At 68.4% G+C, this 20,968-nt stretch carries 22 protein-coding genes; 5 read left to right on the top strand and 17 right to left on the bottom strand.

The window, feature by feature from the left end; translation table 11 throughout:
• Positions 1-39 precede the first annotated feature (39 nt).
• From MET9862_RS11695 to MET9862_RS11705, 3 genes are all read right to left on the bottom strand, one after another.
• On the bottom strand, positions 40-657 hold the full coding sequence (locus MET9862_RS11695) for a glutathione S-transferase family protein (protein ID WP_142583131.1): 618 nt from the start codon (positions 655-657) through the stop codon (positions 40-42).
• Between the two features lie 174 nt (positions 658-831).
• Positions 832-1,455 carry an isochorismatase family protein gene (locus tag MET9862_RS11700; RefSeq protein WP_142583132.1) on the bottom strand — a complete coding sequence of 208 codons (624 nt, stop codon included), beginning with the start codon at positions 1,453-1,455 and terminating at the stop codon, positions 832-834.
• Between the two features lie 168 nt (positions 1,456-1,623).
• A complete protein-coding gene (locus MET9862_RS11705; RefSeq protein WP_142583133.1) occupies positions 1,624-2,490 on the bottom strand; it encodes a LysR family transcriptional regulator in 867 nt (288 codons plus the stop codon).
• A 109-nt stretch (positions 2,491-2,599) separates the two neighbouring features.
• Here MET9862_RS11705 and MET9862_RS11710 point away from each other — a divergent pair, with 109 nt between their 5' ends.
• Complete coding sequence (locus tag MET9862_RS11710; protein WP_142583134.1) at positions 2,600-3,346, top strand: pirin family protein; 747 nt, start codon at positions 2,600-2,602, stop codon at positions 3,344-3,346.
• A 632-nt stretch (positions 3,347-3,978) separates the two neighbouring features.
• On the opposite strand, the gene MET9862_RS11715 is transcribed toward MET9862_RS11710, so the two are convergent.
• From MET9862_RS11715 to MET9862_RS11745, 7 genes are read right to left on the bottom strand one after another with little or no spacing between them, the layout of a single operon-like run.
• Positions 3,979-4,986, bottom strand: coding sequence for a zinc-dependent alcohol dehydrogenase (locus MET9862_RS11715; protein WP_142583135.1), 1,008 nt, complete (start codon positions 4,984-4,986; stop codon positions 3,979-3,981).
• A 17-nt stretch (positions 4,987-5,003) separates the two neighbouring features.
• Entirely contained in the window at positions 5,004-5,771 is a 768-nt protein-coding gene (locus MET9862_RS11720) for an SDR family NAD(P)-dependent oxidoreductase (protein WP_142583136.1), read from the bottom strand.
• Positions 5,768-7,081, bottom strand: a complete 1,314-nt coding sequence (gene hpsN, locus MET9862_RS11725; RefSeq protein ID WP_142583137.1) for a sulfopropanediol 3-dehydrogenase — start codon at positions 7,079-7,081, stop codon at positions 5,768-5,770. Before hpsN ends, MET9862_RS11720 begins: the two co-directional genes overlap by 4 nt.
• 55 nt (positions 7,082-7,136) lie before the next feature.
• Entirely contained in the window at positions 7,137-8,267 is a 1,131-nt protein-coding gene (locus tag MET9862_RS11730; protein WP_244612686.1) for an ABC transporter substrate-binding protein, read from the bottom strand.
• Positions 8,268-8,305: 38 nt separating this feature from the next.
• Positions 8,306-9,094, bottom strand: coding sequence for an ABC transporter ATP-binding protein (locus MET9862_RS11735; protein WP_142583138.1), 789 nt, complete (start codon positions 9,092-9,094; stop codon positions 8,306-8,308).
• 10 nt (positions 9,095-9,104) lie between these two features.
• Entirely contained in the window at positions 9,105-9,896 is a 792-nt protein-coding gene (locus MET9862_RS11740) for an ABC transporter permease (protein WP_142583139.1), read from the bottom strand.
• The gene (locus MET9862_RS11745) at positions 9,893-10,672 is read right to left on the bottom strand and encodes an ABC transporter permease (RefSeq protein ID WP_142583140.1); all 780 of its coding nucleotides are present in this window, start codon (positions 10,670-10,672) and stop codon (positions 9,893-9,895) included. The genes MET9862_RS11740 and MET9862_RS11745 overlap by 4 nt, the downstream gene beginning before the upstream one ends.
• Before the next feature lie 237 nt (positions 10,673-10,909).
• Here MET9862_RS11745 and MET9862_RS11750 point away from each other — a divergent pair, with 237 nt between their 5' ends.
• Positions 10,910-11,956 carry a LacI family DNA-binding transcriptional regulator gene (locus MET9862_RS11750; RefSeq protein WP_142583141.1) on the top strand — a complete coding sequence of 349 codons (1,047 nt, stop codon included), beginning with the start codon at positions 10,910-10,912 and terminating at the stop codon, positions 11,954-11,956.
• Between the two features lie 462 nt (positions 11,957-12,418).
• On the opposite strand, the gene MET9862_RS11755 is transcribed toward MET9862_RS11750, so the two are convergent.
• Positions 12,419-13,300: an SDR family oxidoreductase gene (locus MET9862_RS11755; RefSeq protein WP_142583142.1), complete on the bottom strand. Its 882-nt coding sequence runs from the start codon at positions 13,298-13,300 to the stop codon at positions 12,419-12,421.
• 106 nt (positions 13,301-13,406) lie between these two features.
• On the opposite strand from MET9862_RS11755, the gene MET9862_RS11760 reads away from it, so the two are divergent.
• The gene (locus MET9862_RS11760) at positions 13,407-14,297 is read left to right on the top strand and encodes a LysR family transcriptional regulator (protein ID WP_142583143.1); all 891 of its coding nucleotides are present in this window, start codon (positions 13,407-13,409) and stop codon (positions 14,295-14,297) included.
• Between the two features lie 342 nt (positions 14,298-14,639).
• Here MET9862_RS11760 and MET9862_RS11765 read toward each other — a convergent pair whose 3' ends face one another.
• Genes MET9862_RS11765 through MET9862_RS11775 form a run of 3 tightly spaced genes read right to left on the bottom strand, consistent with a single transcriptional unit; the run spans position 14,640 to position 16,468 of the window.
• The gene (locus MET9862_RS11765; RefSeq protein WP_142583144.1) at positions 14,640-15,041 is read right to left on the bottom strand and encodes a nuclear transport factor 2 family protein; all 402 of its coding nucleotides are present in this window, start codon (positions 15,039-15,041) and stop codon (positions 14,640-14,642) included.
• A gap of 33 nt (positions 15,042-15,074) precedes the next feature.
• Positions 15,075-15,677: an NADPH-dependent F420 reductase gene (locus MET9862_RS11770; RefSeq protein ID WP_142583145.1), complete on the bottom strand. Its 603-nt coding sequence runs from the start codon at positions 15,675-15,677 to the stop codon at positions 15,075-15,077.
• Between the two features lie 32 nt (positions 15,678-15,709).
• Positions 15,710-16,468 (bottom strand): SDR family NAD(P)-dependent oxidoreductase, encoded by a 759-nt coding sequence (locus tag MET9862_RS11775; protein ID WP_142583146.1) that lies wholly within the window; start codon positions 16,466-16,468, stop codon positions 15,710-15,712.
• Between the two features lie 108 nt (positions 16,469-16,576).
• Between MET9862_RS11775 and MET9862_RS11780 the strand changes: the two genes are divergently transcribed.
• Both MET9862_RS11780 and MET9862_RS11785 read left to right on the top strand, forming a co-directional pair.
• Positions 16,577-17,506: a LysR family transcriptional regulator gene (locus MET9862_RS11780; protein WP_142583147.1), complete on the top strand. Its 930-nt coding sequence runs from the start codon at positions 16,577-16,579 to the stop codon at positions 17,504-17,506.
• Between the two features lie 210 nt (positions 17,507-17,716).
• Positions 17,717-18,349, top strand: a complete 633-nt coding sequence (locus MET9862_RS11785) for a tyrosine-type recombinase/integrase (protein ID WP_142583148.1) — start codon at positions 17,717-17,719, stop codon at positions 18,347-18,349.
• Between the two features lie 251 nt (positions 18,350-18,600).
• Here MET9862_RS11785 and MET9862_RS11790 read toward each other — a convergent pair whose 3' ends face one another.
• Genes MET9862_RS11790 through MET9862_RS11800 form a run of 3 tightly spaced genes read right to left on the bottom strand, consistent with a single transcriptional unit; the run spans position 18,601 to position 20,961 of the window.
• Entirely contained in the window at positions 18,601-19,041 is a 441-nt protein-coding gene (locus tag MET9862_RS11790; RefSeq protein ID WP_244612687.1) for a PaaI family thioesterase, read from the bottom strand.
• Positions 19,038-20,270 carry a CaiB/BaiF CoA transferase family protein gene (locus MET9862_RS11795; protein WP_142583149.1) on the bottom strand — a complete coding sequence of 411 codons (1,233 nt, stop codon included), beginning with the start codon at positions 20,268-20,270 and terminating at the stop codon, positions 19,038-19,040. The genes MET9862_RS11790 and MET9862_RS11795 overlap by 4 nt, the downstream gene beginning before the upstream one ends.
• Complete coding sequence (locus MET9862_RS11800; RefSeq protein WP_142583150.1) at positions 20,257-20,961, bottom strand: haloacid dehalogenase type II; 705 nt, start codon at positions 20,959-20,961, stop codon at positions 20,257-20,259. The genes MET9862_RS11795 and MET9862_RS11800 overlap by 14 nt, the downstream gene beginning before the upstream one ends.
• Positions 20,962-20,968: the final 7 nt, after the last annotated feature.

Here is a 20,968-nt window from a genome sequence, read left to right on the forward strand (position 1 = left end):
CGGTCGGGCGCGCGCACCGGCGCGCCCGAACAAGCGGGGTCACGCTGCGGCCGTGAGGCCGGCCGGCGTCTGGACGAAGGGGACGAAGCCCGGCAAGGCCTCGATGCGGCGGAGGAAGGCGTTGACGTTGACGTAGCTTGAGAGGTCGACGTTGCCCTCGGGTGCACGCGCCAGGTAGCTGTAGAGCGCCACGTCCGCGACGGTGGGCCGCTCGCCAACCAGCCATTCCCGGCCCGTCAGATGCGCCTCCAGGCGGCCCAGCAGCGTGTGCGCCCGCCCGATCACCTCCTCGGGCCGGAAATTGGCACCGAAAACGGTGACGAGGCGCGCGGCGGCCGGGCCGTAGGCCAGTTCGCCGGCCGCCACCGACAGCCAACGCTGCACGGCGGCCTCACCCTCGGCATCCTCCGGCAGCCAATCGGTCCGCCCCAGCTTGCGCGCCACGTAGACGAGGATGGCGTTCGAGTCGGAGACGACGGTTCCGTCGTCGTCGAGGACCGGCACTTGGCCGAACGGATTGAGGGCAAGGAACTCGGGCCGCTTGTGGGCGCCTGCCTTGAGGTCGACCTCGATCGCCTCGTGCGGCACGCCGAGCAACGAGAGGAACAGCCACGCCCGATGCGCGTGGCCCGAGAGGGGGTGGTGGTAGAGCTTCATGACTGCGTTCCCTGCTTTCTGTCCGGGTGAAGCCCGAACCACATTGGCAAGGTGACGCGATCAGGGGGCCGGGAGAATGCTCGACCTCCGCAGTTCATTGTTGTCGCGAGCGGAACAATTCATCCTGACGGGCCCGGCCGGTGCGGGATGCACGGCCGGGTCCCTCGAAACGGGTCACGCCTGACCTTTGGCGGCCAGGAAGCTCGCGTAGATGTTGCCGGCGAAGGGCAGGTGGTCGCCCATCAGCCTGGCGTGCGCCTCGCCGGTGGCCGATTGCCAGTGGCCAAGAAGCTCAGCGCCGACCGCGACCCAGGTGATCGGCACGACGCCTGCCTGCACCATGCGGGCGACGGCCGCTTCCTCGACGAGCTTGCTCCAGGTGCCCGATGCATCCAGCACCGCGTAGACGTCGTAGCCCGCCTCGCGGGCCGCGAGCGCGGCGAAGGCCACGCAAACCTCCGTCGAAATGCCGGCGATCAGGAGCTTCTTCCGAGCGGTCGCCTTCACGGCGGCGGCGAAGTCGGCGTTGTCGAAGGCGTTGATCTCGCCCGGCCGGTGCACGACGGTCGCGTCGGGCAGGCCCTGGGCGACGACCGGCAAGACCGGCCCGTTCGGGCCGTCGGCCGCGCTGGTGGTGACGATGGCCGGCAGCTTGTAGATCTGGGCGATGGCGACGAGCGCCTTCACGTTGTTCAGGAAGTCCGCGGGCGTCTGGGTCTGCACGCCGTTGGCGAGACCGGTCTGGTGGTCGACGAACAGGACGGCGGCGTTCTCGGCGGTCAATCTCTCGTAGGACATGGTGCTCTCCTTCGGTGGGGATGGTCCCGCTTCGGAGCCACCCGGCACGATGAAGATGCCGTTCCATGAGAAGGGCCACTAGCCGCCACTTCCGGCACTCTGCGTCCCTGAAACCGGAACGCCGCCGGAACGCTTGCCGGGGCGGCACCTGTCGCTGCAAGGGGGGCCTTACCGGCCGAACCGCTCGATCAGCAGGTCGGTGAGCGCCTGAACCTTGCGCGAGGAGTGCTGCCCCGGTGGGCGCACGACGAACATCCCGATGGAGGGAAGCGCATAGCGCGGCATGACCGGTATCAAGGTCCCGGCCGCGACGTAGGGTTCCGCGATGACATCGGGCAGGGCGGCGATACCCGCACCCGCGGCTGTGGCCTCCGCGATGGCGATGGCGCTGTCGGCCTTGAAGCGACCCGTCGGGCGGACCGGGTACGGCTTGCCCCCGGCGCTGAACGTCCAGGTTTCCGTCGCGATCATCACGGCGGGATGGCCGGGCACGTCCTCGGGCGTCTCGGGGGCGCCGTACGTGGCGACATAGTCCGGGCTCGCGAACAGCCGCACGGAGAAGGATCCGATGCGGCGCGCGACCAGGTTCGAATCCGCCAGGTAGCCGACCCGGATGCCGCAATCGAAGCCCTCGGTGACGAGATCGACGTAGCGGTCGCTGTAGCGGCAGTTGATCTGCAGTTGGGGATGGCGACGGGTCAGCTCCGCGATGGCCGGCGCGAAGTGCGTCGGGCCGAACGTGGAGGGTACGGCAACCCGCAGGAGGCCGCGGAGCTCGCCGCCAACCTCGACCGCCTCCAGCGCGGTGTCTACCTCCGTGCAGATCCGTGCCGCATGTTCCCGGAACGTCGTGCCCGCCTCGGTCAGGGCCGCGCCCCGGGTTGTACGGGCGAGGAGTTGTGTTCCGATCTCGGCCTCCAGCCGCAGAAGCCGCCGGCTGACAATCGACTTCGCCAAGTTGAGGCGGCGTGAGGCGGCCGAGACCCCTCCCGCGTCGGCGACTTCCACGAAGGTCCTCAGGTCGTCCACGTCCATCGCGTTCCGCTTCCCGGGACGGAGCTTGCCCGGATTGGACGATACCGTCCCTCACACGACGACGCTACGTTCCTCGGCGAAGGCGGCCCACCGAGAGACGAAGACGACCATGAACGCGACCAAGCTCAAGCGCGGCGACCGGAAGGGCGATCCGGCCCGCGGCTTCGCCGTCGAGATCATCCACCCTGGGCTGAGCCTCGGAGGCTCGGACAGCGGCCTGGGAGCCATCGGGCGGATCGACCGCGCCACCGTGTCGCCCAGGCACGTCATCGGGATGCACCCGCACCGCGACGACGAGATCCTGACCTACGTCCGGGCCGGGCGGATGCTTCACCGGGACACGGTCGGCAACGCGGAGGAGATCACGGCGACGCGGCTCATGATGATGAACGCCGGCCACACCTTCCAGCACGAGGAGCGCATGCTGGACCACGGCCCGGTCGAGGCACTGCAGATCTTCCTGCGGCCACGGGCGGCCGACCTCGGACCGAAGGTCCAGTTCCACGACTTCGGGGAGGTGTTGAGCCACGGCAAGTGGCGCCTCATCGCGGGGCCCGAGGGCGCGCCGCTGGAGGTCCGAGCCCAGGCATGGGTCTCCGACGCGCATGTTGCGGCCGGGGCAGCGTCGTCCCTGCCGCCGCTTCCGGCGCCCGATGCGGTTCGCCTGCTCCACGTCTTCGGCGGCGACGTCGAGGTCGGCGGCTTGACGCTGCGGGCGGGTGATACGGCGTACCTCAAGGGGGACGGCGGGAGGGTGCTGGCCGGCTCCGACGCCGACCTCGTCCTCTTCGTGACCGATCAGGGCGCACCGGTCTTCCGCGGTGGCATGTTCAGCGGGAACGTACTCGCTGATTAATCGCGCGTTCCGCGCGCCGGTCGTGTCCCTCGATGGAATTATCGAACTCGACCGGGGCGCGCAGCGGAAGGTGCAACGGTGGAGGTCGGTTGCGAGGCCGGTGCGCGTCGAGAGCCGGACCCATAGCCTTCCACCACGTAGTGAACCGCACTGACATGCCTGCTACTCGTCGGTCGCTAATATGCCCGTAGCTGCTGATGTCGTGGCCGCCGCTCATAGGTCCGCTTCTTCCTACCAAGCGGAGTTCTGGGCTCGCAGGCTTGAAGGTCTGCAAGGGGTCACTTCTACGCCTTCTCCTCAGCCGCGCCGAACGTCCGCTCTCCCACTTCTCGAGCCTCGAAGCGGACAAGCCGCTTACGGCCACATCACGTCACGCTGAATCGCTAACGCGCGCAGGACCGGACGTTCAGCTTGGCCCCCATTGTCGCCATCAGATCGTTCCGGCGAACGCTCCTAAGCCGACACCGGCTCGGGCCGGATCACAGGTCCTACATGCGTCAGAAAATAGAAGGCGCCTTCGCGTGCCGCGTAGGAGACACACCAGTTCGTGTTGCCTGAACGGGAGTCTGACCCACTGAACTAGTTCGGCCCATCGACAGCCGATCGGCTCCCGCCAGCCCCGAGCGAGTTCATCAGAGCAGGTGCTCTGGCCGGAGAACGATCTTCGACGCAGCTTGGTGCTCATCGATGGCGGCAAAGGCGAGAGCACCATCACACAGCGGCCGCTGCTCCAGCCAATTTAGGTCACCAAGTCGCCCGTCCGCCAGAGCGCCTACCACCTCGCGGAACTCCTGCATCGTGTAGCAGTACGAGCCTGAAACAATGATTTCCTGCAGGGTGATCTTACGGATGTCGAGCCCCTCATCGCCCGGGAGCAGTCCGATATGCACGATCACTGCGCCCGGTCGCGCCAAGCGGCTGGCGGCACTGCGGGTCGAGCGGCTGCCGACGGCGTCGAGGATCAGATCGGCGCTGTCGGGACCGGGCTCGCCGGCGTCGCCCGGCGCGTAGGCCTGGATGCGCGGGACACTGCGGGCGACGACACCGCGCCGCTCCGCGTTCGGCTCGGCGAGCAGGACCTCGCCAGCCCCCTGCATGGCCAGGACGAGGGCCGCTCCGAAGCCGATGGCGCCGCCGCCGAGCACGACGCAGCGCGCGCCTGCGAGTGGCCGTCCGAGCAGCCGCGCTCCCTGGTTGACGGCGTGGTAAGAGACGGCGAGCGGCTCGGCCAGGGCCGCGCACTCGATTGACAAGCCATCCGGCACCGGCACGAGGTTGTCCTCCGGCACGCAGACATACTCCGCGAAGGCACCGGGTCGCGGCGGCATCGAGAGGATCTGCCGGGTCGGACAGAGATGGCTGCGGCCTGTCGTGCAGGCCATGCAGTGCCCGCAGGTGACGAGCGGGTTGATCGTCACGCGCTCGCCCGCCCGCCTCCCCTCGGCGATGGTTCCGGCCGCCTCATGCCCGAGAACGAGAGGCGCCGGCCGCCGGGCATCGTGTCCGTGATAGGCGTGCATGTCCGAGCCGCAGATGCCGACCGCCTCGACGCGGATTAGAACCTCGCCGGCTCCCGCGACGGGCACCGGCAGGTCCCGCATTTCGAGCCCGTGCGGGCCGGTATAGACGAGCGCCTTCATCGCCGGTGCCATCCTCGTCATTTGGCCGTGAAGCCGCCATCGACCGCGAGCGTCTGGCCGGTGACGTAGGCGGAGGCGTCCGAGGCCAGGAAGACCGCCGTGCCGTGGAGGTCGGCGAGGGCGCCGTTGCGCCCGCAAGCGGTCTGGGCGGAGTTGCGCGCCGCGCGCTCGGGATCGTCGAAGACGGCCTGCGTGAGCGGGGTCGGAAAGAAGCCCGGCGCGATGGCGTTGCAGGTGACCCCGCGGGCCGACCACGCCTCGGCGATGGCCCGTGTGAGCTGCACCACCGCCCCCTTGGCGGCGCCGTAGGGCGCCGAGTTCGGGAAGGCGCGGAAGGATTGCAGCGAGGCGACGTTCAGTATCCGGCCGAAGCCGCGCTCGGCCATGGCGGGAGCAAGCGCCTGGGTCAGCAGGAACGGCGCCCGCACATGCAGGGCCATGTGCAGGTCGAACGCCTCCGGCGTCACCGCCTCGAAGGGTTGACGCAGGTTCACCCCCGCGGCGTTGACGAGGATGTCGACGCGTCGCCCTTCGAGCCGGCGCGCCACGCCCCGGACCGCCTCCGCCTCGGAGAGATCGGCCGGCATCACGTCGCAGGCGATCGCATCCGCACGCAGTTTCTCGGCAGCCGCGGCGAGATCCGCCTCGCGACGTGCCGCGAGAACCAGATCCGCCCCGGCAAGCCCGAGCGCATGGGCGAGCGCGAGGCCGATCCCGGAATTGCCGCCCGTCACCAGGGCGGTGCGGCCGGTGAGGTCGAACAGCGGCGCGAGGCGGAAGCTCATGCGCGCACCGCCACGCCGAGGTCGAAGCTCTGGCCGGGAAAGTACTTGGCGAGCCGGTCGTCGGCCGTGCGGGCATGGGCCTCCATTCCCTCGAGCCGCGAGATGCGGGCCGTGGCCTGCGCGATGGTCTTGCAGGCCTCCCGGTCCATGCGCTGCCAGGTGAGGGGCCGCAGGAACTTGTGCACCGAGAGGCCCGCCGAGTAGCGGGCGGCGAACTTCGTGGGCAAGATGTGGTTCGGCCCCGAGGTCTTGTCGCCGAAGGCCACCGTCGTCTCCTCGCCGAGGAAGAGCGAGCCGTAATTGCTCAGCGCGCCGAGCCACCAGTCGAGGTCGGCCGCGTGGATCTCCAGGTGCTCGCTGGCGTAGCGGTCGGAGACCGCGACGATCTCTTCGCGGCTGTCGCAGACGATCACCTCGCCGTAATCGCGCCACGCCGCGCCCGCCGCCTCGCGGGCGGTCGGCGGCAGGGCCTCGATGAGTCGGGGCACACGGCCCATCACGTCCCCGGCGAGCGCGCGCGAGGTGGTGAAGAGCCAGGCCGGGCTCTCGTGCCCGTGCTCCGCTTGGCCGACGAGGTCCGAGGCGACGATGGCCGGATCGGCACTCTCGTCGGCGATGACCGCGACCTCGGAGGGGCCGGCGAACACATCGATGCCGACGCGCCCGAACAGCATGCGCTTGGCCTCGGCCACGAACTTGTTGCCGGGCCCCACGATGATGTCGGCGGGCTTGCCGGTGAACAGGCCGAAGGCCATCGCGGCGACCGCTTGCACGCCGCCGAGCGTCAGGATCACGTCGGCGCCCGCGACCTGCATGGCGTAGAGCACGTAAGGGTGAATGCCCTCGCCGCGATAGGGCGTCGAACAAGCCACCACCGTCGGTACGGCCGCGGCCTTGGCAGTGGCCACCGACATGTAGGCCGAGGCGATGTGGGCGTAGCGCCCGGTCGGAACGTAGCAGCCGGCCACGTTGCAGGGCACCAGCTTCTGCCCCGTGGTCAGCCCCGGCAGCAGCTCCACCGAGAAGTCCCTGACGCTGTCGCGCTGGGCCTCGGCGAAGCGGCGCACCTGGCCTGCGGCGAAGGCGATGTCCCGCTTCACGCCGTCCGGCACGGCCCGGGTGCGTCGCTCGATCTCCTCGGGCGAGACCACGATCTCGCCGGTCCAGTTGTCGAGGCTCTTCGCGTAGTCCCGCACCGCGTCCTCGCCGCGGGCCTCGATCGCGGCCAGCATCTCGGTCACGACCTTGCGCGCCGTATCGGTCTCGGTCTCCGGCGTCTTGGTCGCGCGCTTCACGTGCTCGATGGTCATCTCTGATCGGCTCCGGTGTCGGCTGACGGGCCTCGCGCCCGTGGGGAGGGGGCGCTCAGCGCTGGGCGGCGCCCGCGTCGAACTCGGTGGCGAAGGCCTTGAGCTTCGGATCGTCGGCGACGCGCTTCAGGAAGGCGTCGTCGATATAGCCCTTCGGGTCCGGGGCCTGTGGAATGGTGCCGACCTCGGCCATGAAGCCGCCGATCCGCGAGAACCAGCCGTCGACCTCGGATGGGCCACTCGTCCGCGCCATGGCCTTGAGCTGCTGGTCGAGGGTGAAGGTCGGGCGCAGCGAGAATTCCTGCTCGATCGCCGCGTCGGAGGCTTCGACACCACCCTCGGCGTAGAAGCGCTTGGCCATGGCCCGGGCCTCAGCCGGGTTGGCCTTCGCCCAGCCCCAGCCGCGCAGATAGACCGCAAGCGCCTTGGCGACCTGATCGGGATGAGCCTTCGCATAGTCGGCGCGCGCCACCAGGGCGCCCGGGACGACGGCGCCGGCATCGGCTCCGCTGCACAGGACCCGCGCCTTGGCCTTCTCCTCTAGCGTGTAGGTGTTGGGGGCCCAGACGCCGACCACCTCGCCGGCATCGGCGATCACCGCCGAGATAATCTGCGCCTGGCCGAGATTGACGAAGCGCAGGTCCCGCGCCGAGAGGCCCCATTTCTTGAGGCAGTTGCGGGCGGCGTAATCGGCCGTCGAGTTGGTGGTGACGAGGAGCTTCTGGCCCGCGAGCTGCTTCGGGTCCTTGAGGATCGCGTCGTAGCGGTCGCCGCGCACCATCAGGACGTTGGTCTTCGACTCGTCGTTGGTCAGCCCGACCGTCAGGAGGCCGAAGCGGGCCGCGCCGAGGATCGCCGGCACCGAGCCGGTCCCGCCGACATCCCAGGAGCCGGCCTGGGCCGCGGCGACCTGGGGCGCGCCCGCGGGGAAGACCGCAAAGCTCGGATCGAGCCCGACCTCCTTCCACCAGCCCTTCTGGCTCGCAACGTAGTAGGGCAGAGCCCAGTAGAGCGAGGGCTGGTAGGAGACGCCGATCTTCTGCGCCCCGCCCGTACCCTGCGCGGCGAGCGGCAGCGGCGCCAGCGCGAGGGTGCCGGCCAGGAGGAGGCGCGCCAGCGCCCAGGCCGGTCTCCTGCCCGGAACCGCGCGACCGAACGGCGTCTTGGCGAACGGCATCTTGGTCATGATGCATCTCCCTCGGGTTGCAGGGTGCGCCGGTCGGCTCAGTGGCCGACCCCGCCCTTCTCCTCGCGCAGCGACTTCCAGATGTGCGTCCGCAGATGGACGAAGGATTCGAGGTCCATCACGTCCTCGATGCGGGCGTGGTCCTCCCAGCGCTCCGCCTCGCGAATCGCCTTGACGTCCACGATCTCCTTGATGCGGCCCGGGCGACGGGTCATCACAGCGACCCGGTCGGCGAGGTAGACCGCCTCCTCGACGCCGTGGGTGATGAACAGGACGGTGCGCGGGTTCTTCCGCGCGAGGCGGACGAGCTCCTCCTGCATCACCACCCGGGTCTGCGCGTCGAGGGCGCCGAAGGGCTCGTCCATCAGGAGCACCTCGGGCTCCAGCACGTAGGCGCGGGCGATGGCGACGCGCTGCTGCATGCCGCCCGAGAGCTGGTGCGGATAGGCGTCGGCATAGGCCGAGAGGCCGATCATCCCGATCGCGGCGGCAACGCGGGCATCACGCTCCGAGGCCGGCATCCCCTTGTTGCGCAGGCCGAAGGCGATGTTCTGCGCCACCGTCTTCCAGGGGAACAGGGCGAATTGCTGGAAGACCACCGCCCGGTCGGGGCCCGGCGCGGTCACCGCCTTGCCGCCCACCGTGACGCGCCCGCCGGTCGGCGCCTCGAATCCGGCGGCGAGCCGCAGGCAAGTGGTCTTGCCACAGCCGGACGCGCCGACGATCGCGACGAATTCGCGGTCGGCCACCGTGAGGTCGACCCCGTCGAGGGCCTTCACCGCGCCGCCGAAGGTCTTGTCCACCTGCTCGAACCGGATGCAGCTCATCGCTCTCTCCTTACGCCTGTCCGAGATGCGCGCGGATGCGGGCCTCGACGAGCCGCAGCCCCAGATCGATGGCGACGCCGATGAGGCCGATGGCCGCCATCCCGACCATCACCGTCGTGGTCGAGACCGCCCCTTGGGCCTGGACCATCATGTAGCCGACCCCCGTGGAGGCCACGATCAGCTCGGCGCCGACGAGGGATTGCCAGCCGAGCCCGGCGCTGATGCGCAGCCCCGCGACGATGGAGGGAAGGGCCGCCGGCAGCATCACCTCGGTGATCACGCGATGGCCGGGCGTGCCGAGCATCGCCGCGGCCTCGATCAGCCGGCGATCGACGTAGCGGGCGCCGCGATAGGCGTTGATTAGGCAGGGCGGGAAGGCGCCCGCGAAGATGATCAGCAGCGGGCCGCCGACCCCGGTGCCGAACCACAGAGCGGCGAAGGGCACCCAGGCGATCGGCGCAATGAAGCGAAGGGCGTCGAAGATCGGGGTGACGATGTCGTCGATGAGCCGTGACCAGCCCATCATCAGACCGAGCGGGATGCCGACGAAAGCGGCCAGCAGGAAACCGCTGAGGAAGCGGAGCACGCTGGAGGCGAGATGCGCGAGGAGCGTGCCGCCGGCGAACGGCGTGGTGACGAGCACCGCGAAGCGCTCGGCCACCTCGAGCGGACCCGGCAGGAACATGTGCAGCACGAGGCCCGAGCGCGCGAGCCCCGCCCAGAGGCCGAGGAAGGCCAGGGTGCCGGCCATCCCGAGAAGCAGGCTGCGGCCGAGCGGCAGGGGCTGGCGGTAGGCGATCATGCCGTCGCTCCCTGCGCCCAGACCACGGCACGGCGCTCGGCGAGGCCGAGGAGCGCGGTGCTGCCGGCCCCAAGCACGCCGACCGCCGCCATGCCGACCAAGATCATGCCGGGATAGAGGTCCTGCTGGGCGACGTTCAGGACGTAGCCGAGCCCGGCGAGCGAACCGACAAGCTCGGCCGCGACGAGGGTGGTCCAGCTCGCCTGCAGCGACAGGCGCAGCCCCGTGAAGATCATCGGCGCGGCGGCTGGTGCCAGCACCTCGAGCACGAAGCGCAGGCGCGGCGTGCCGAGCATCTGGGCCGCCTCGATCACTGGGGGCGGCACGGCGCGCACCCCGGCATGGGTGCTGATCACCGCGGGCGGGAAGGCCGCGAGGAAGATCACCATCACCTTCGCCTCGTCGCCGAGGCCGAGCCAGAGGATGGCCAGCGGGATCCAGGCGAGCGGCGGGATCGGGCGCAGCACCAGGAAGACCGGGTTGATCAGCGCCTCCGCGACCCGGTTCCAGCCCATGAGCAGGCCGAGCGGCACGCCGAGCGCCACCGAGACGGCGAAGCCGATGGCGACGAGCTTTAGCGAGTGCAGGATGTGGGTGACGAGGGTGGCGTCCGGATAGCCGCGGCCGAAGGCCTGGACCGCGGCGGCCTCGACATCGCCGGGCGCCGGGAAACGGCCGGCCGAGACGAGCCCGAGACCGCTGGTCGCGAGATACCAGAGAAGCGCGAGGACGAGCAGGGTCGTCGCGCCGACATAGGTCCGGCGGCTGAGCCTCACGACATTTCCTCTCCCTTCGACGGCTGCTTTGCCGCAGCTCGCCACGTCTCATATCGCTATGAAAGCGCTTTCATTGGATTTCCATCTAGCCCTGTTGTCAAGGGCGTCCCGACCTTCAAAGGTCCTTGTTTGTCAGACGGTAATGGCGTTAATTTCGCAAATCGCGGCCGACGTCGACATGTTGTGAATGCGCATTCATCAGTTTCCATGGCTGGAGCCGATTGGGGGCGGCGCGCCGTGAGACGAATCCCACGCCCGACCCTGCAGGCGGTGGCCGAGCGCGCCGGCGTCTCGCCGGCCACGGCCTCGCGCGCCATGGCCGGCTCGGCGGCCGTTCTTCCCGAGACGGTGGAGCGCGTGCGCGCCGCCGCTGCAGCGCTCGGCTACCTGCCCGGCGGGCCGGCCCAGGCGCTGGCCTCCGGCCGGACACAGACGATCGGGGCGATCATCCCGACCCTCGACCATGCGATCTTCGCGCGCGCGGTGCAGGCCCTGCAGACGAGCCTCGCACGACACGGCTACCAGCTCCTGCTCGCGGCGCACGACTACGCGGCAGCGCAGGAAGCGGCGGCCGTCCGCTCGATGCTCGGGCGCGGCGTCGACGCGCTGATGGTGGTGGGCGCCGACCACCTGCCCGAGACCTGGACCCTCCTGACGGAGGCGCCGATCCCGGTGGTGCTGAGCTGGTCCTTCGATGAGCGGCTCGACGCGATCGGCTTCGACAACGCGCAGGCCGGCTATCTCGCTGCACGCCACCTGCTCGACCTCGGGCACCGCCGCTTCGGCATGGTCTCCGGCTTCACCGAGGCCAACGACCGGGCGCGGCTGCGCATCGCGGGCGCGCGGCGCGCCCTGGCCGAGGCTCGGATCGACCTCCCGAATGCCCGCATCGCGCAGGCACCCTTCACGCTCGCCGGCGGGCGGGCGGGCCTCGCGCAGCTCCTCGGCCTCGCAGAGCCGCCGAGCGCGGTCGTCTGCGGCAACGATCTCCTGGCGGTCGGTGTGCTGCTGGAGGCGGAACAGCGGGGCCTGCGCGTCCCGCAGGATCTGTCGGTGGTCGGCATCGACAACCTGGAGATCGCGAGCCACATCGCACCGCCGCTCACCACGATCCACCTGCCGACGGCCGAGCTCGGGCGACAGGTCGCCGAGCATCTCCTCGCACGGCTGCGCGGCGAGGCGCGTCCGCGCCGCATCGAGATGCCAATCGAGCTGGTCGAGCGCCGCTCCTCCGGGCCGCCCACGGTCGAGAACACGGTGCGCTCTCCGATCCAGGCAGCCTGAGCACACACTCCTTGGACATATTACTGAGGACCGCTTGACTCAATACGCAATGGATAATAGCGAATCGCGCGAATAATACTTGAAATTTACCGTATTAGAAGAAAATCCTGGCCTTCAAAACAATTTGTACCCGCCGCAGATCTCATCTAGACCTTCAGTAAGATCAGCCCAAGTCTCCACTTGGGATCAAGTTGAGCCCGTCGCCTGAGCTATGCGAGACGTCTTCTTACTCGCTGACCAAGACTCGAAGTGAACGGGCCGCGATCGGCCATTTCCAGCCCGCTCGAATGTGCCTCTGGATGACCGGGGTGGGTGGTGAGCAGTCCGACCGGTTTTCGGGACGTATCTGGGGGAAGCCGCCGTCGCCCGATGGTGGCAGCGCCCCGGAGCGGAAGCGCAGGCGACTGGGGTGAGGCCAGAGCCTCACCCTTTCCACTCGGTCGCAGCAAGGGAGGCGACCACTCAGGCGGTTGCCGCCCCCTTGCCAACGAGCGCGGCGGCGAAGTTGTGATAGGCGTGGAGCGGGCGGCCGAGGATGCCGGTCAGCCGCTCGCGGTCGCCTGCCTCCGGGATCATGCCGTGTCGGACGTAGCGCTCGGCCATTAGGCGCATCTCGTAGGCCATCCACTTCGGCATGAACGTCGCCATGTTCGCCTCGAACCCGCTCGGGTCGTCGCCACCGTAGGCGACCGGGCGGTCGAGCAGATCGGTCCAGATCGCTGCGGCATCCGACCCGGTGAGAGTGTCGGGGCCGACGAGGTTGATGGTATCGATCGGCAACGTGCTTGATGCTTGGTCGCGGCGGATCAGCTCGATCGCGGCGACCTCGGCGATATCGCGGGCGTCAACCATGGCGACACCCTTCGATCCGATCGGCATCGGGTAGACGCCGTGGTTCACGATCACATCCTTGATCATGACCTCGTTATCGATGAAGTAGCTCGGCCGCAGGATCGTGGCGCCGAAGCGCATCTGCTCCAGCATGCGCTCGGCACCGAACTTGACCGCGAAGTGCGGGACGTTGACGGCCCGGTCGGCATCGAACACAGACAGGTAGACGACCCGATCGACGCCGGCCTCGCGGGCGACGTTCAGAGTGACGATCGCCTGGGTGAACTCGTCACCCGTCACCGCATTCAGCAGAAACAGCGTGCTGACACCGGAGAAGGCGGCGCGCAACGCGTCGATGTCGAGCAGGTCGCCCTTCATGACCTCGACGCCGCCTCCGAAATCGACCTTGGTGGGATTGCGGGTCAGCACGCGTACGCGCGCTCCGCGCTGGGTGAGTTGCTCGACGACGTTGCGGCCGACACGGCCGGTGGCACCGGTGACGAGGATGGTCATGGGGATCGCTCCTTCAGGTTGAGCCGTTTGGCTGAGCCCAAGATGAGTGATCCACGCTTGCGCCAATAGCAGCTATATTTGGACGCGCCGTCTCTTTGGTGGAACGATGGATCTGCTCGCCCTCGCCGACTTCACCCTGGTTGCCCGCCATGGCGGGTTCGGGAAGGCCGCGCGGGCCGCCGGGCGCCCGAAGGCGACGTTGTCCCGACGCGTGTCCGAGCTGGAGGCCAGCCTGAGCTTGCGCCTGTTCGAGCGGGGCGGGCGCGGCCTGAAGCTGACGCAGGAAGGGCGGGCCCTGTTCGAGCGAGCGGGCTCGCTCCTCACCGAACTGGAGGAGACCGCTGCGGCGATCGCGTCGGGGGGCGAGCGGCCCCGGGGCCGGCTGCGGATCAGCGCCCCCTTGCTTTTCTCCCAGACTGTTATGGGCACGCTCGCGGCCAGCTTCGCCCTCAAATACCCGGAGGTCCGGCTGGAGGTCACGACGGAGGACCGGACCGTCGACATGGTCGAGGAAGGCTTCGATTTGGTGATCCGGGTGAACCCCGACCCGGACGAGCGCCTCGTCGGCCGCGCGTTCCTGCGCGACCGTCTAGTTGTCGTAGCGAGCCCCGACCTCGCCCGGCCGACCGGGGGCACGGCCGTTCCAGCCGTCGTGCGGGGCAGCGGCGACCGCGCGGCATGGCGGATCAGGACGCCGACCGGCCATGCCGCGATCGCGGTCGAGCCGGTCCTCGGCCTCGCATCGCTCATCATGGTCCGCGACGCGGTGCGCGCGGGCGTCGGCGCAGGATGCTTGCCCGTATCGCTTGTCGGCCGCGATCTCCGTGAGGGAACGTTGGTCCACTGGGGCGACGTCGACGCGCCGGAGATCGCGCTGTGGACACTCTACCCGACGCGCCGTCTGCTCAGCCCGCGCGTCTCGGCCTTCCTCGACCATCTGAAGCGGGCGTTTCCCAACGGGACGCCGGACGAGCTGGCATCCTACGCCGAGGGATGAAGCCGCCCCAAGTCGAGCCCACGTGAATGCTGAAGCTGCCGGGTTTGCCCGTCACGCTCGAACGTCCGCTTCTCGGGCACCAGAGCCACCGCGCCAACGGCCGAGGCTAGTCGATAGGAGGCCGGCTGCTTTTCCGGTCAATCATCTCCGGTGCGGCCGCTCCGCTTGGGGCCCGATACGGCCGGTCAGGTCTGCAGGTGACCGAGGTTTTTCATGCCATCCAAGCATAAACCCGTCGGCTACAAAGCCAAGGCGGGCAGGTCCGACTCACTAGGAATGAGAGGCCTGCCGAGGCAGGCGCAGGCCTCAAAGGAGTTGCCCTCAACTTCCGCGCTGGCAGTCTCAGGCTTCCGGCGGGTTTAGCAGCACCCAGAGGCGCGCGATCCTGCCGTCGATGATTTCCGCGACGTCCGAGCCCGTCACCGTGACTGGGCCACCGTCGGGACCCGCGTGCCACCGTAGGGAGCCCAACCCGTGATGGCCGACGGCCGCGCCGACCGGGCTGAACCGGAAGGTCGGCCCAAACTGATCCAGCAGCTTGCCGGCGACCGTCGAGATGGCCTCGCGTCCCTGCACGACGTTGGCCGGCTCGTACATCACCGGCGCCTCGACGAAGAGTTCGGCGAGCGCTGCGGCGCGCCGTTCCGCGTCCCGCTCGTTGAAGACGCGCTCCAGGTTGGCGCGCAGGATCCGGTCGTAGTCAGGCTCCGCCGCTTCCGGGACTGTCGACGTGGTGTCCGACATGGGATGCCTCCTTGGGATGGCCGGTTCGGTGGTTCAGCCGAAATTGACGAGGTTGAGCGTGGGCAAGGGGCCGCCCGGAAACTGGATAAGTCGGCCACCGGCCGCGAGCGGACCCAGGTCGATGCCGAAGAAGCCGAGCCGGTCGATCAGCGCCCCGACCTTCGCCTTCGCCGGCGCGTCGTCGCCCGCGTAGAACAGCACGCGGCGGCCACCGCGGTCGGCGGGATCGCCGGCGACCAGGTCCGGCCGCAGGTGGTTGAACGCCTTCACGACCCGGGCTCCCGGGACCAGGCCCGCGAGGACCTCGCTCGACGAGCGGGCGCCGAGGTCGAACGGCTTGAACAGCGGCGCCTCGATGGGGTTGTTGGCGTCGACGACGATGCGGCCGCCGAAGTCCGGCAGGCCCGCGAGGGCGGTCTCCAGCTTCGACCAGTTCACGGCGACGAAGACGATGTCCTTCGAGGCGGCTTCCTCGGGGGAGCCCGCTGTGATGCTCGGTCCCAGCGCGGCGACGGTCTCCGCGAGGCTGTCCGGCCCGCGGCTGTTGGCGAGCGTCGCGGGAATGGCGTGGCGGGCGAGCGCCGTCGCGATGGCGCGGCCGATCTGTCCGGCGCCGATGATGCCGACGGAAGTCATGGCTCTGTCTCCTTCGATGAGGGTTCGAGGGTTCAGGCGGACTGGCCGCCGTCGACGTTCAGGGCGGCGCCGGTGACGTACCCGGCGTCCGGACCGGCCAGGAACGCGACCGCGGCCGCGATGTCCTCCGGCTGTCCGTAGCGGCCGAGCGCTGCCAAGCCCTTCAGCGTCTCGGCGAAAGGGCCGTCCTGCGGGTTCATGTCGGTGTTGATCGCACCGGGCTGGACAAGGTTGACCGTGATGTTGCGGGGTCCGAGGTCGCGGGCCCAGCCGCGGGTGTAGGCCGCCACCGCCGCCTTGGTGGCGACGTAGTCGGCGGCGCCGGCGAACGGGACGTGGACCGCGCCGGTGGTGCCGATGGACACGATGCGCCCGCCATCCGTCATCAGCGGCACGGCGGCCCGGACCGCCGCGGCGACGCCCTTGACGTTGACATCGAACTGCCGGTCGAACGCGGCGCGGTCGGCCTTGGCGTCGTCGACCATGCCGGTGACGAACACGCCCGCGGAGTTGACGAGGATATCGAGGCGACCGAGCTCGGCGTGGGCCTTCCGCACCAGTGCCTCGACCTCGCCGGCGTCGGCTTGGTCCGCCCTGATGGCGACCGCCCGCCGGCCTAGCGCCTCGACCTCCCGGACGACGTCCTCGGCCCGCTCGCGCGAGGCGGCGTAGCTGAAGGCCACGTCGGCGCCGTCGCGGGCGAGGCGACGGACGATGGCCGCCCCGATGCCGCGCGATCCGCCGGTGACGAGGGCTACCTTGCCGGCGAGGGGGTGGGATTCCAGGGTCATGTCATCGCTCCATCGCGTGTTTGATGGGATGAGGATGGCCCGGGGATTCCTCTTGGTTTAGCCGTGAATGGCTTGTTATGCTTTCAACGGATCGTTGAAGGTGATGGCATGGAGACCTTGGCCAACCTCGAAGCCTTCGTGCGCAGCGCCGAGTGCGGCAGCTTCTCCGAGGCCGCCCGGAGGCTGTCGCTGACGCCGGCCGCGGTCAGCCGCAACGTGGCCACGCTGGAACGGAACCTCGGGGTGCGGCTGTTCTACCGCTCGACCCGCAAGCTCTCCCTGACCGAGGCCGGGGAAGGTTTTCGCCAGGCGGTCGCCGGGAACCTTGAGGGGCTGCAAGCCGCGATTGCCGGACTCTCCGCGGACGGTGGCGAACCGGTCGGCACGCTCAAGGTCAGCCTGCCGCCCACCTTCGGGATGAGCCACGTTCTGCCGCTCCTGCCGGGCTTCCTGGCCCGCCATCCGCGCGTCAGGCCGGAATGGCACTTCGAGAATCGCCAGGTCGACCTCGTCGCAGAAGGGTACGACGCCGCCATTGGAGGCGGCTTCGCGCTGTCCCCTGGCATCGTGGCCCGCACCCTGGCTCCGGCCCACATCATCGCGGTGGCGTCGCCGGCCTACATGCGGGGCCGGGTGCCGCCATCCGATCCGGTAGGGCTTGAGGCGTTCGACGGCATCGTCATGCGGTCGCTGCAAACCGGCCGCATCCGGCACTGGACCATGCGCGATGTCGTCGGCGGCGAGATGGCGGCCGAGCAGTTGGAAAGCGTCGTCGTCAACGACCCCAGCGCGATGCGCGAGGCCGCCCTTCTGGGCCTCGGCGTGGCGCTCGTCGCGGTGCCCGACGTGCGCGCCGACTTGGACGGGGGCGACCTCGTGCGCCTCTTGCCGCGCTGGTACGCCGATGCCGGCGCGATCTCCCTCTACTTCGCCTCGCGCGCTCATTTGCCGGCGAAGACGCGGGCCTTCGTCGACTGGGTGGTCGAGGCATTTAAGACTGAGCGTCTGGCCGAACGGTTTGCAGGAAGTCTGGGGTGAATTTTCTGGTCACCAGCGAATCAGATGAATGTCAGGGAGCGACGCTCGCAGCCCGCTATAAATCGATCCCGCCGTTTTCTGGCTGCCCCCGTAGCCCTTTGGACGACTGGGTTGGGTCGCCAGCGGAACGTCCGCATATGCTCCCATCTTCATAGCTTCGGTTCGGGTGTCTCCTCGCCTCGTCGGCATGAGCCGACAAGGAGACAGACGATGGGACACTCTGCACACGATCCGGCCACGAAAGGGCGGCCGGCCTGGAACGCTGGCCGCAAGCTCGGGGCCAAACGAGCCCTCAAACCTCAGCAGGTCTGGGCCAGCCGGTTCTGGCTCGACCGCGAACGACGCACACGCGACCGAGCAATGTTCGACCTCGCCATCGACAGCAAGCTGCGCGGCTGCGACATCGTCAAGCTCAAGATCAGCGATCTCGTCAGCGGTGGTCGCGTTCGTAGCCACGCCATCGTCATCCAGCGCAAGACCGGCCGACCAGTGCAGTTCGAATTGCTCGAACCCGCCCGTACCAGCATCCTGGCATGGCTGGAGGCCAGGGGTAGAGCGCTCGACGACTATGCCTTTCCGAGCCGGCTCGACGGCGTCACGCACATCAGCACTCGGCAGTATGCGCGGCTGGTCGACGAGTGGGTCACGGGCATCGGGCTGCGCAGCGAGGACTACGGAACCCATTCCCTCCGTCGCACGAAGGCCTCGTTGATCTACAAGCGGACCGGGAACCTGCGTGCGGTCCAGATCCTGCTCGGCCATACCAAGATTGAGAGCACGGTCAGGTACCTCGGTGTGGACGTCGAAGATGCTCTGATCCTAGCCGAAGGTACTGAGATTTGATCGCTCGGCCCCTCGGCTTCTGTGTTGAGGGGCTTTCAAACCAGCCCAGCAGCAAAGCGCCCGTTGCGGCCGCTCGGCCGGCCCTGGTGGCTTCTCCGAAGTAGATGGGGTGGATGGCCCCCGCTCCGACTGACGGCATCTCAGTGCCAGGATGTGGTTGCTGTCGAAGCAGCCACGCAGATGCAGGAGCCATCCCCATGGAGATCACCACATCATGTGGAGAAGCCGGGGGGAAGAGACTACGATGGAGGCTATTTCCGCAGCTTCCAAGTTGCGGTGGCGTGGGCAACGAGCTGCCCGCTCTCGTCGAAAGCGTGAGATTGGAGGTATGAGATTGTACGGCCGCGTCGTAGGAAGCTGCCCTCGCACCGCACGATCCCGCTCGTCACCGCCGCAAGGTACTGCACCTTCATCTCTAGCGTCGCGCCCGCACCTTCGACCCTGTGGAGCAAGTGCCCCATGGATACGTCCATCGCTGTCGCTAGGACACCGCCATGGAGTGTCCCCTGCGGATTGAAAAGCGGCGGGACGGCCTCGAACCTGACGATGCACCTTTCCCCTTCGTAGGAGACGTTGAAGCCGAGGAGGCGGGAGAGGAAGAACGATCCGAACTCTTGGGCTCCGCTTGCCTGGGCTCGCGCCAGCATGGCGGTGCCAAGCGCCGCGTGCTGGTCTGTCAGTCCATCAGTCATGCCGCAGTCTCGTTGGTTCGAGAACGTCCGAATGCGCCTTCGGCATTAAGTCGTTCAACCGCAGCCGTGTCGAGATCAAGCCAATCGGCGAGCACGGCCGGCGTATGTTCACCCAGCATCGGCGGCCGCACAGCATCCGGAGGAGCTTGGTCGTCGAAACGAACTGCGCTCGCGAGATAGCGCACGTCCCCAGCTGCTGGATGCGCGAAGCTCCGAGCGACTCCTCGTTCAGACAGTTGCGATGCCTCGCACACCTCACCAACACTCCTGATCGCCCCGCATGGCACGCCGGCCCCGCTGAAGAGGCTGATCCAGTGTTCGCGCGGCTCGCTTAGGAAGATCGGCTCTAGGATCGCCTTCAGGTCGTGGCGCCGTGCCGCCCGATCCGACGCTCGAGCGAACTCGGCCTGCGCGGCGAGATCGGGAAGGTCGAGAGCGCGGCAAAAGCTGGTCCAGAAGCGGTCGTTGGCGACGCCGACGTTGATCCAGCCGTCGGCTGCCTGGAAGGTCTCGTACGGGCTGATCGTTGGATGGGCGTTGCCTCTCCGCCGCGGGCTTATTCCAGTGGCGAAGTACATGCCGGCGTTGAAGGTCAGAAGTGATGCCATGGCGTCGAGCATCGACACGTCGACACGCCCGCCCGTACCGGTGCGAGCCCGCTGCATCAGTGCGGAAAGGACAGCCTGGGCCCCGTAGAGGCCTGTCACCAGGTCGGCGATTGACGTGCCGACCTTGGTGGGCGGACCATCAGGATCACCGGTGATGTCCATAACGCCGGACTCACCCTGCACGATCAGATCGTAGCCTGGGCGACCGGCATCGGGTCCCGCCTGCCCAAAACCGGAGATGGCACAGTAAATCAGGCGCTCGTTCCCGCGCCGCAGCGTCTCGTAGCCGAGACCGAGGCGGTCCAAGGTGCCGGGCCGGAAATTCTCGATCACCACGTCGGCCGTGGAGGCGAGCGCGACGATGAGCTCGCGCCCGGCCTCGGATTTCAGATCGACCACGCAGCTCCGCTTGTTGCGGTTGATCGACAGGAAGTAGGCGCTCTCCCCGCCCACGAAGGGAGGCCCGTAGGTTCGAGCCTCGTCCCCCCTGCCGGGCTCCTCGATCTTCACGACATCGGCACCGAGGTCGCCAAGCTGCATCGTCGCGAACGGACCTGAGACGACCCGACAGAGATCGAGAATCCTGACACCGGCCAGCGGTTTCGCATCAGACCATGGCATGGGCGAGGTCCGTCATGGTGGGGACCGTGATGTCGGGCTGATAGGGGGTGCGCTCGAACGGTCGGTTGCGACGGTTGATCATCGCGGTTTGCATCCCTGCAGCCTTGGCGCCAATGACGTCGAAGGCGTGGTTGGCCACGAACAGGATCTCGTCCATGCGCAGACCCAGGATCTCGGCGGCCTTGGTGTACGTCGCAACGTGCGGCTTGAAGGCGTTTGCCTCCGCGACCGAGATGACCTTGTCGAACGGCACCTTGTGGTACTGCTTGGCGGTCTCAAGCATGTCCGGGTCACCGTTCGAGAGGACAACGAGCTGGTACTTCGTCTGAAGCTGGGCGAGTGCCTCGGGCACCTCGGGGAAGCACTCCAGCTTCTCGATTTCGGCGACGAGCCCACGGACCTCGTCCATGGTGTAGGGGATCCCGGATCGCTCAAGCACATAGGCCACGGCGCGCTGCCCGATCTCGCGGTAGGGCGTGTGCTCCTTGTGCAAGAGGGCGTCGATCATGGAGTTCTCGAAGTGCGTGCGGCGCCACCACGTCACGAAGGAGTTGGGATTTCCCGTCCACCCCTTCGCCTTGAGGAAGGGGGTTGCGATCTTGACGAGCCCGCCCTGCATGTCCACGACCGTCCCGTATTGGTCGAACATGCAGACCTTGATGGTCTTCTTCAGATCGTCTGCGATGGCCATTGGTCTA

It is taken from the genome of Methylobacterium symbioticum (assembly GCF_902141845.1).
Lineage (GTDB): Bacteria > Pseudomonadota > Alphaproteobacteria > Rhizobiales > Beijerinckiaceae > Methylobacterium > Methylobacterium symbioticum.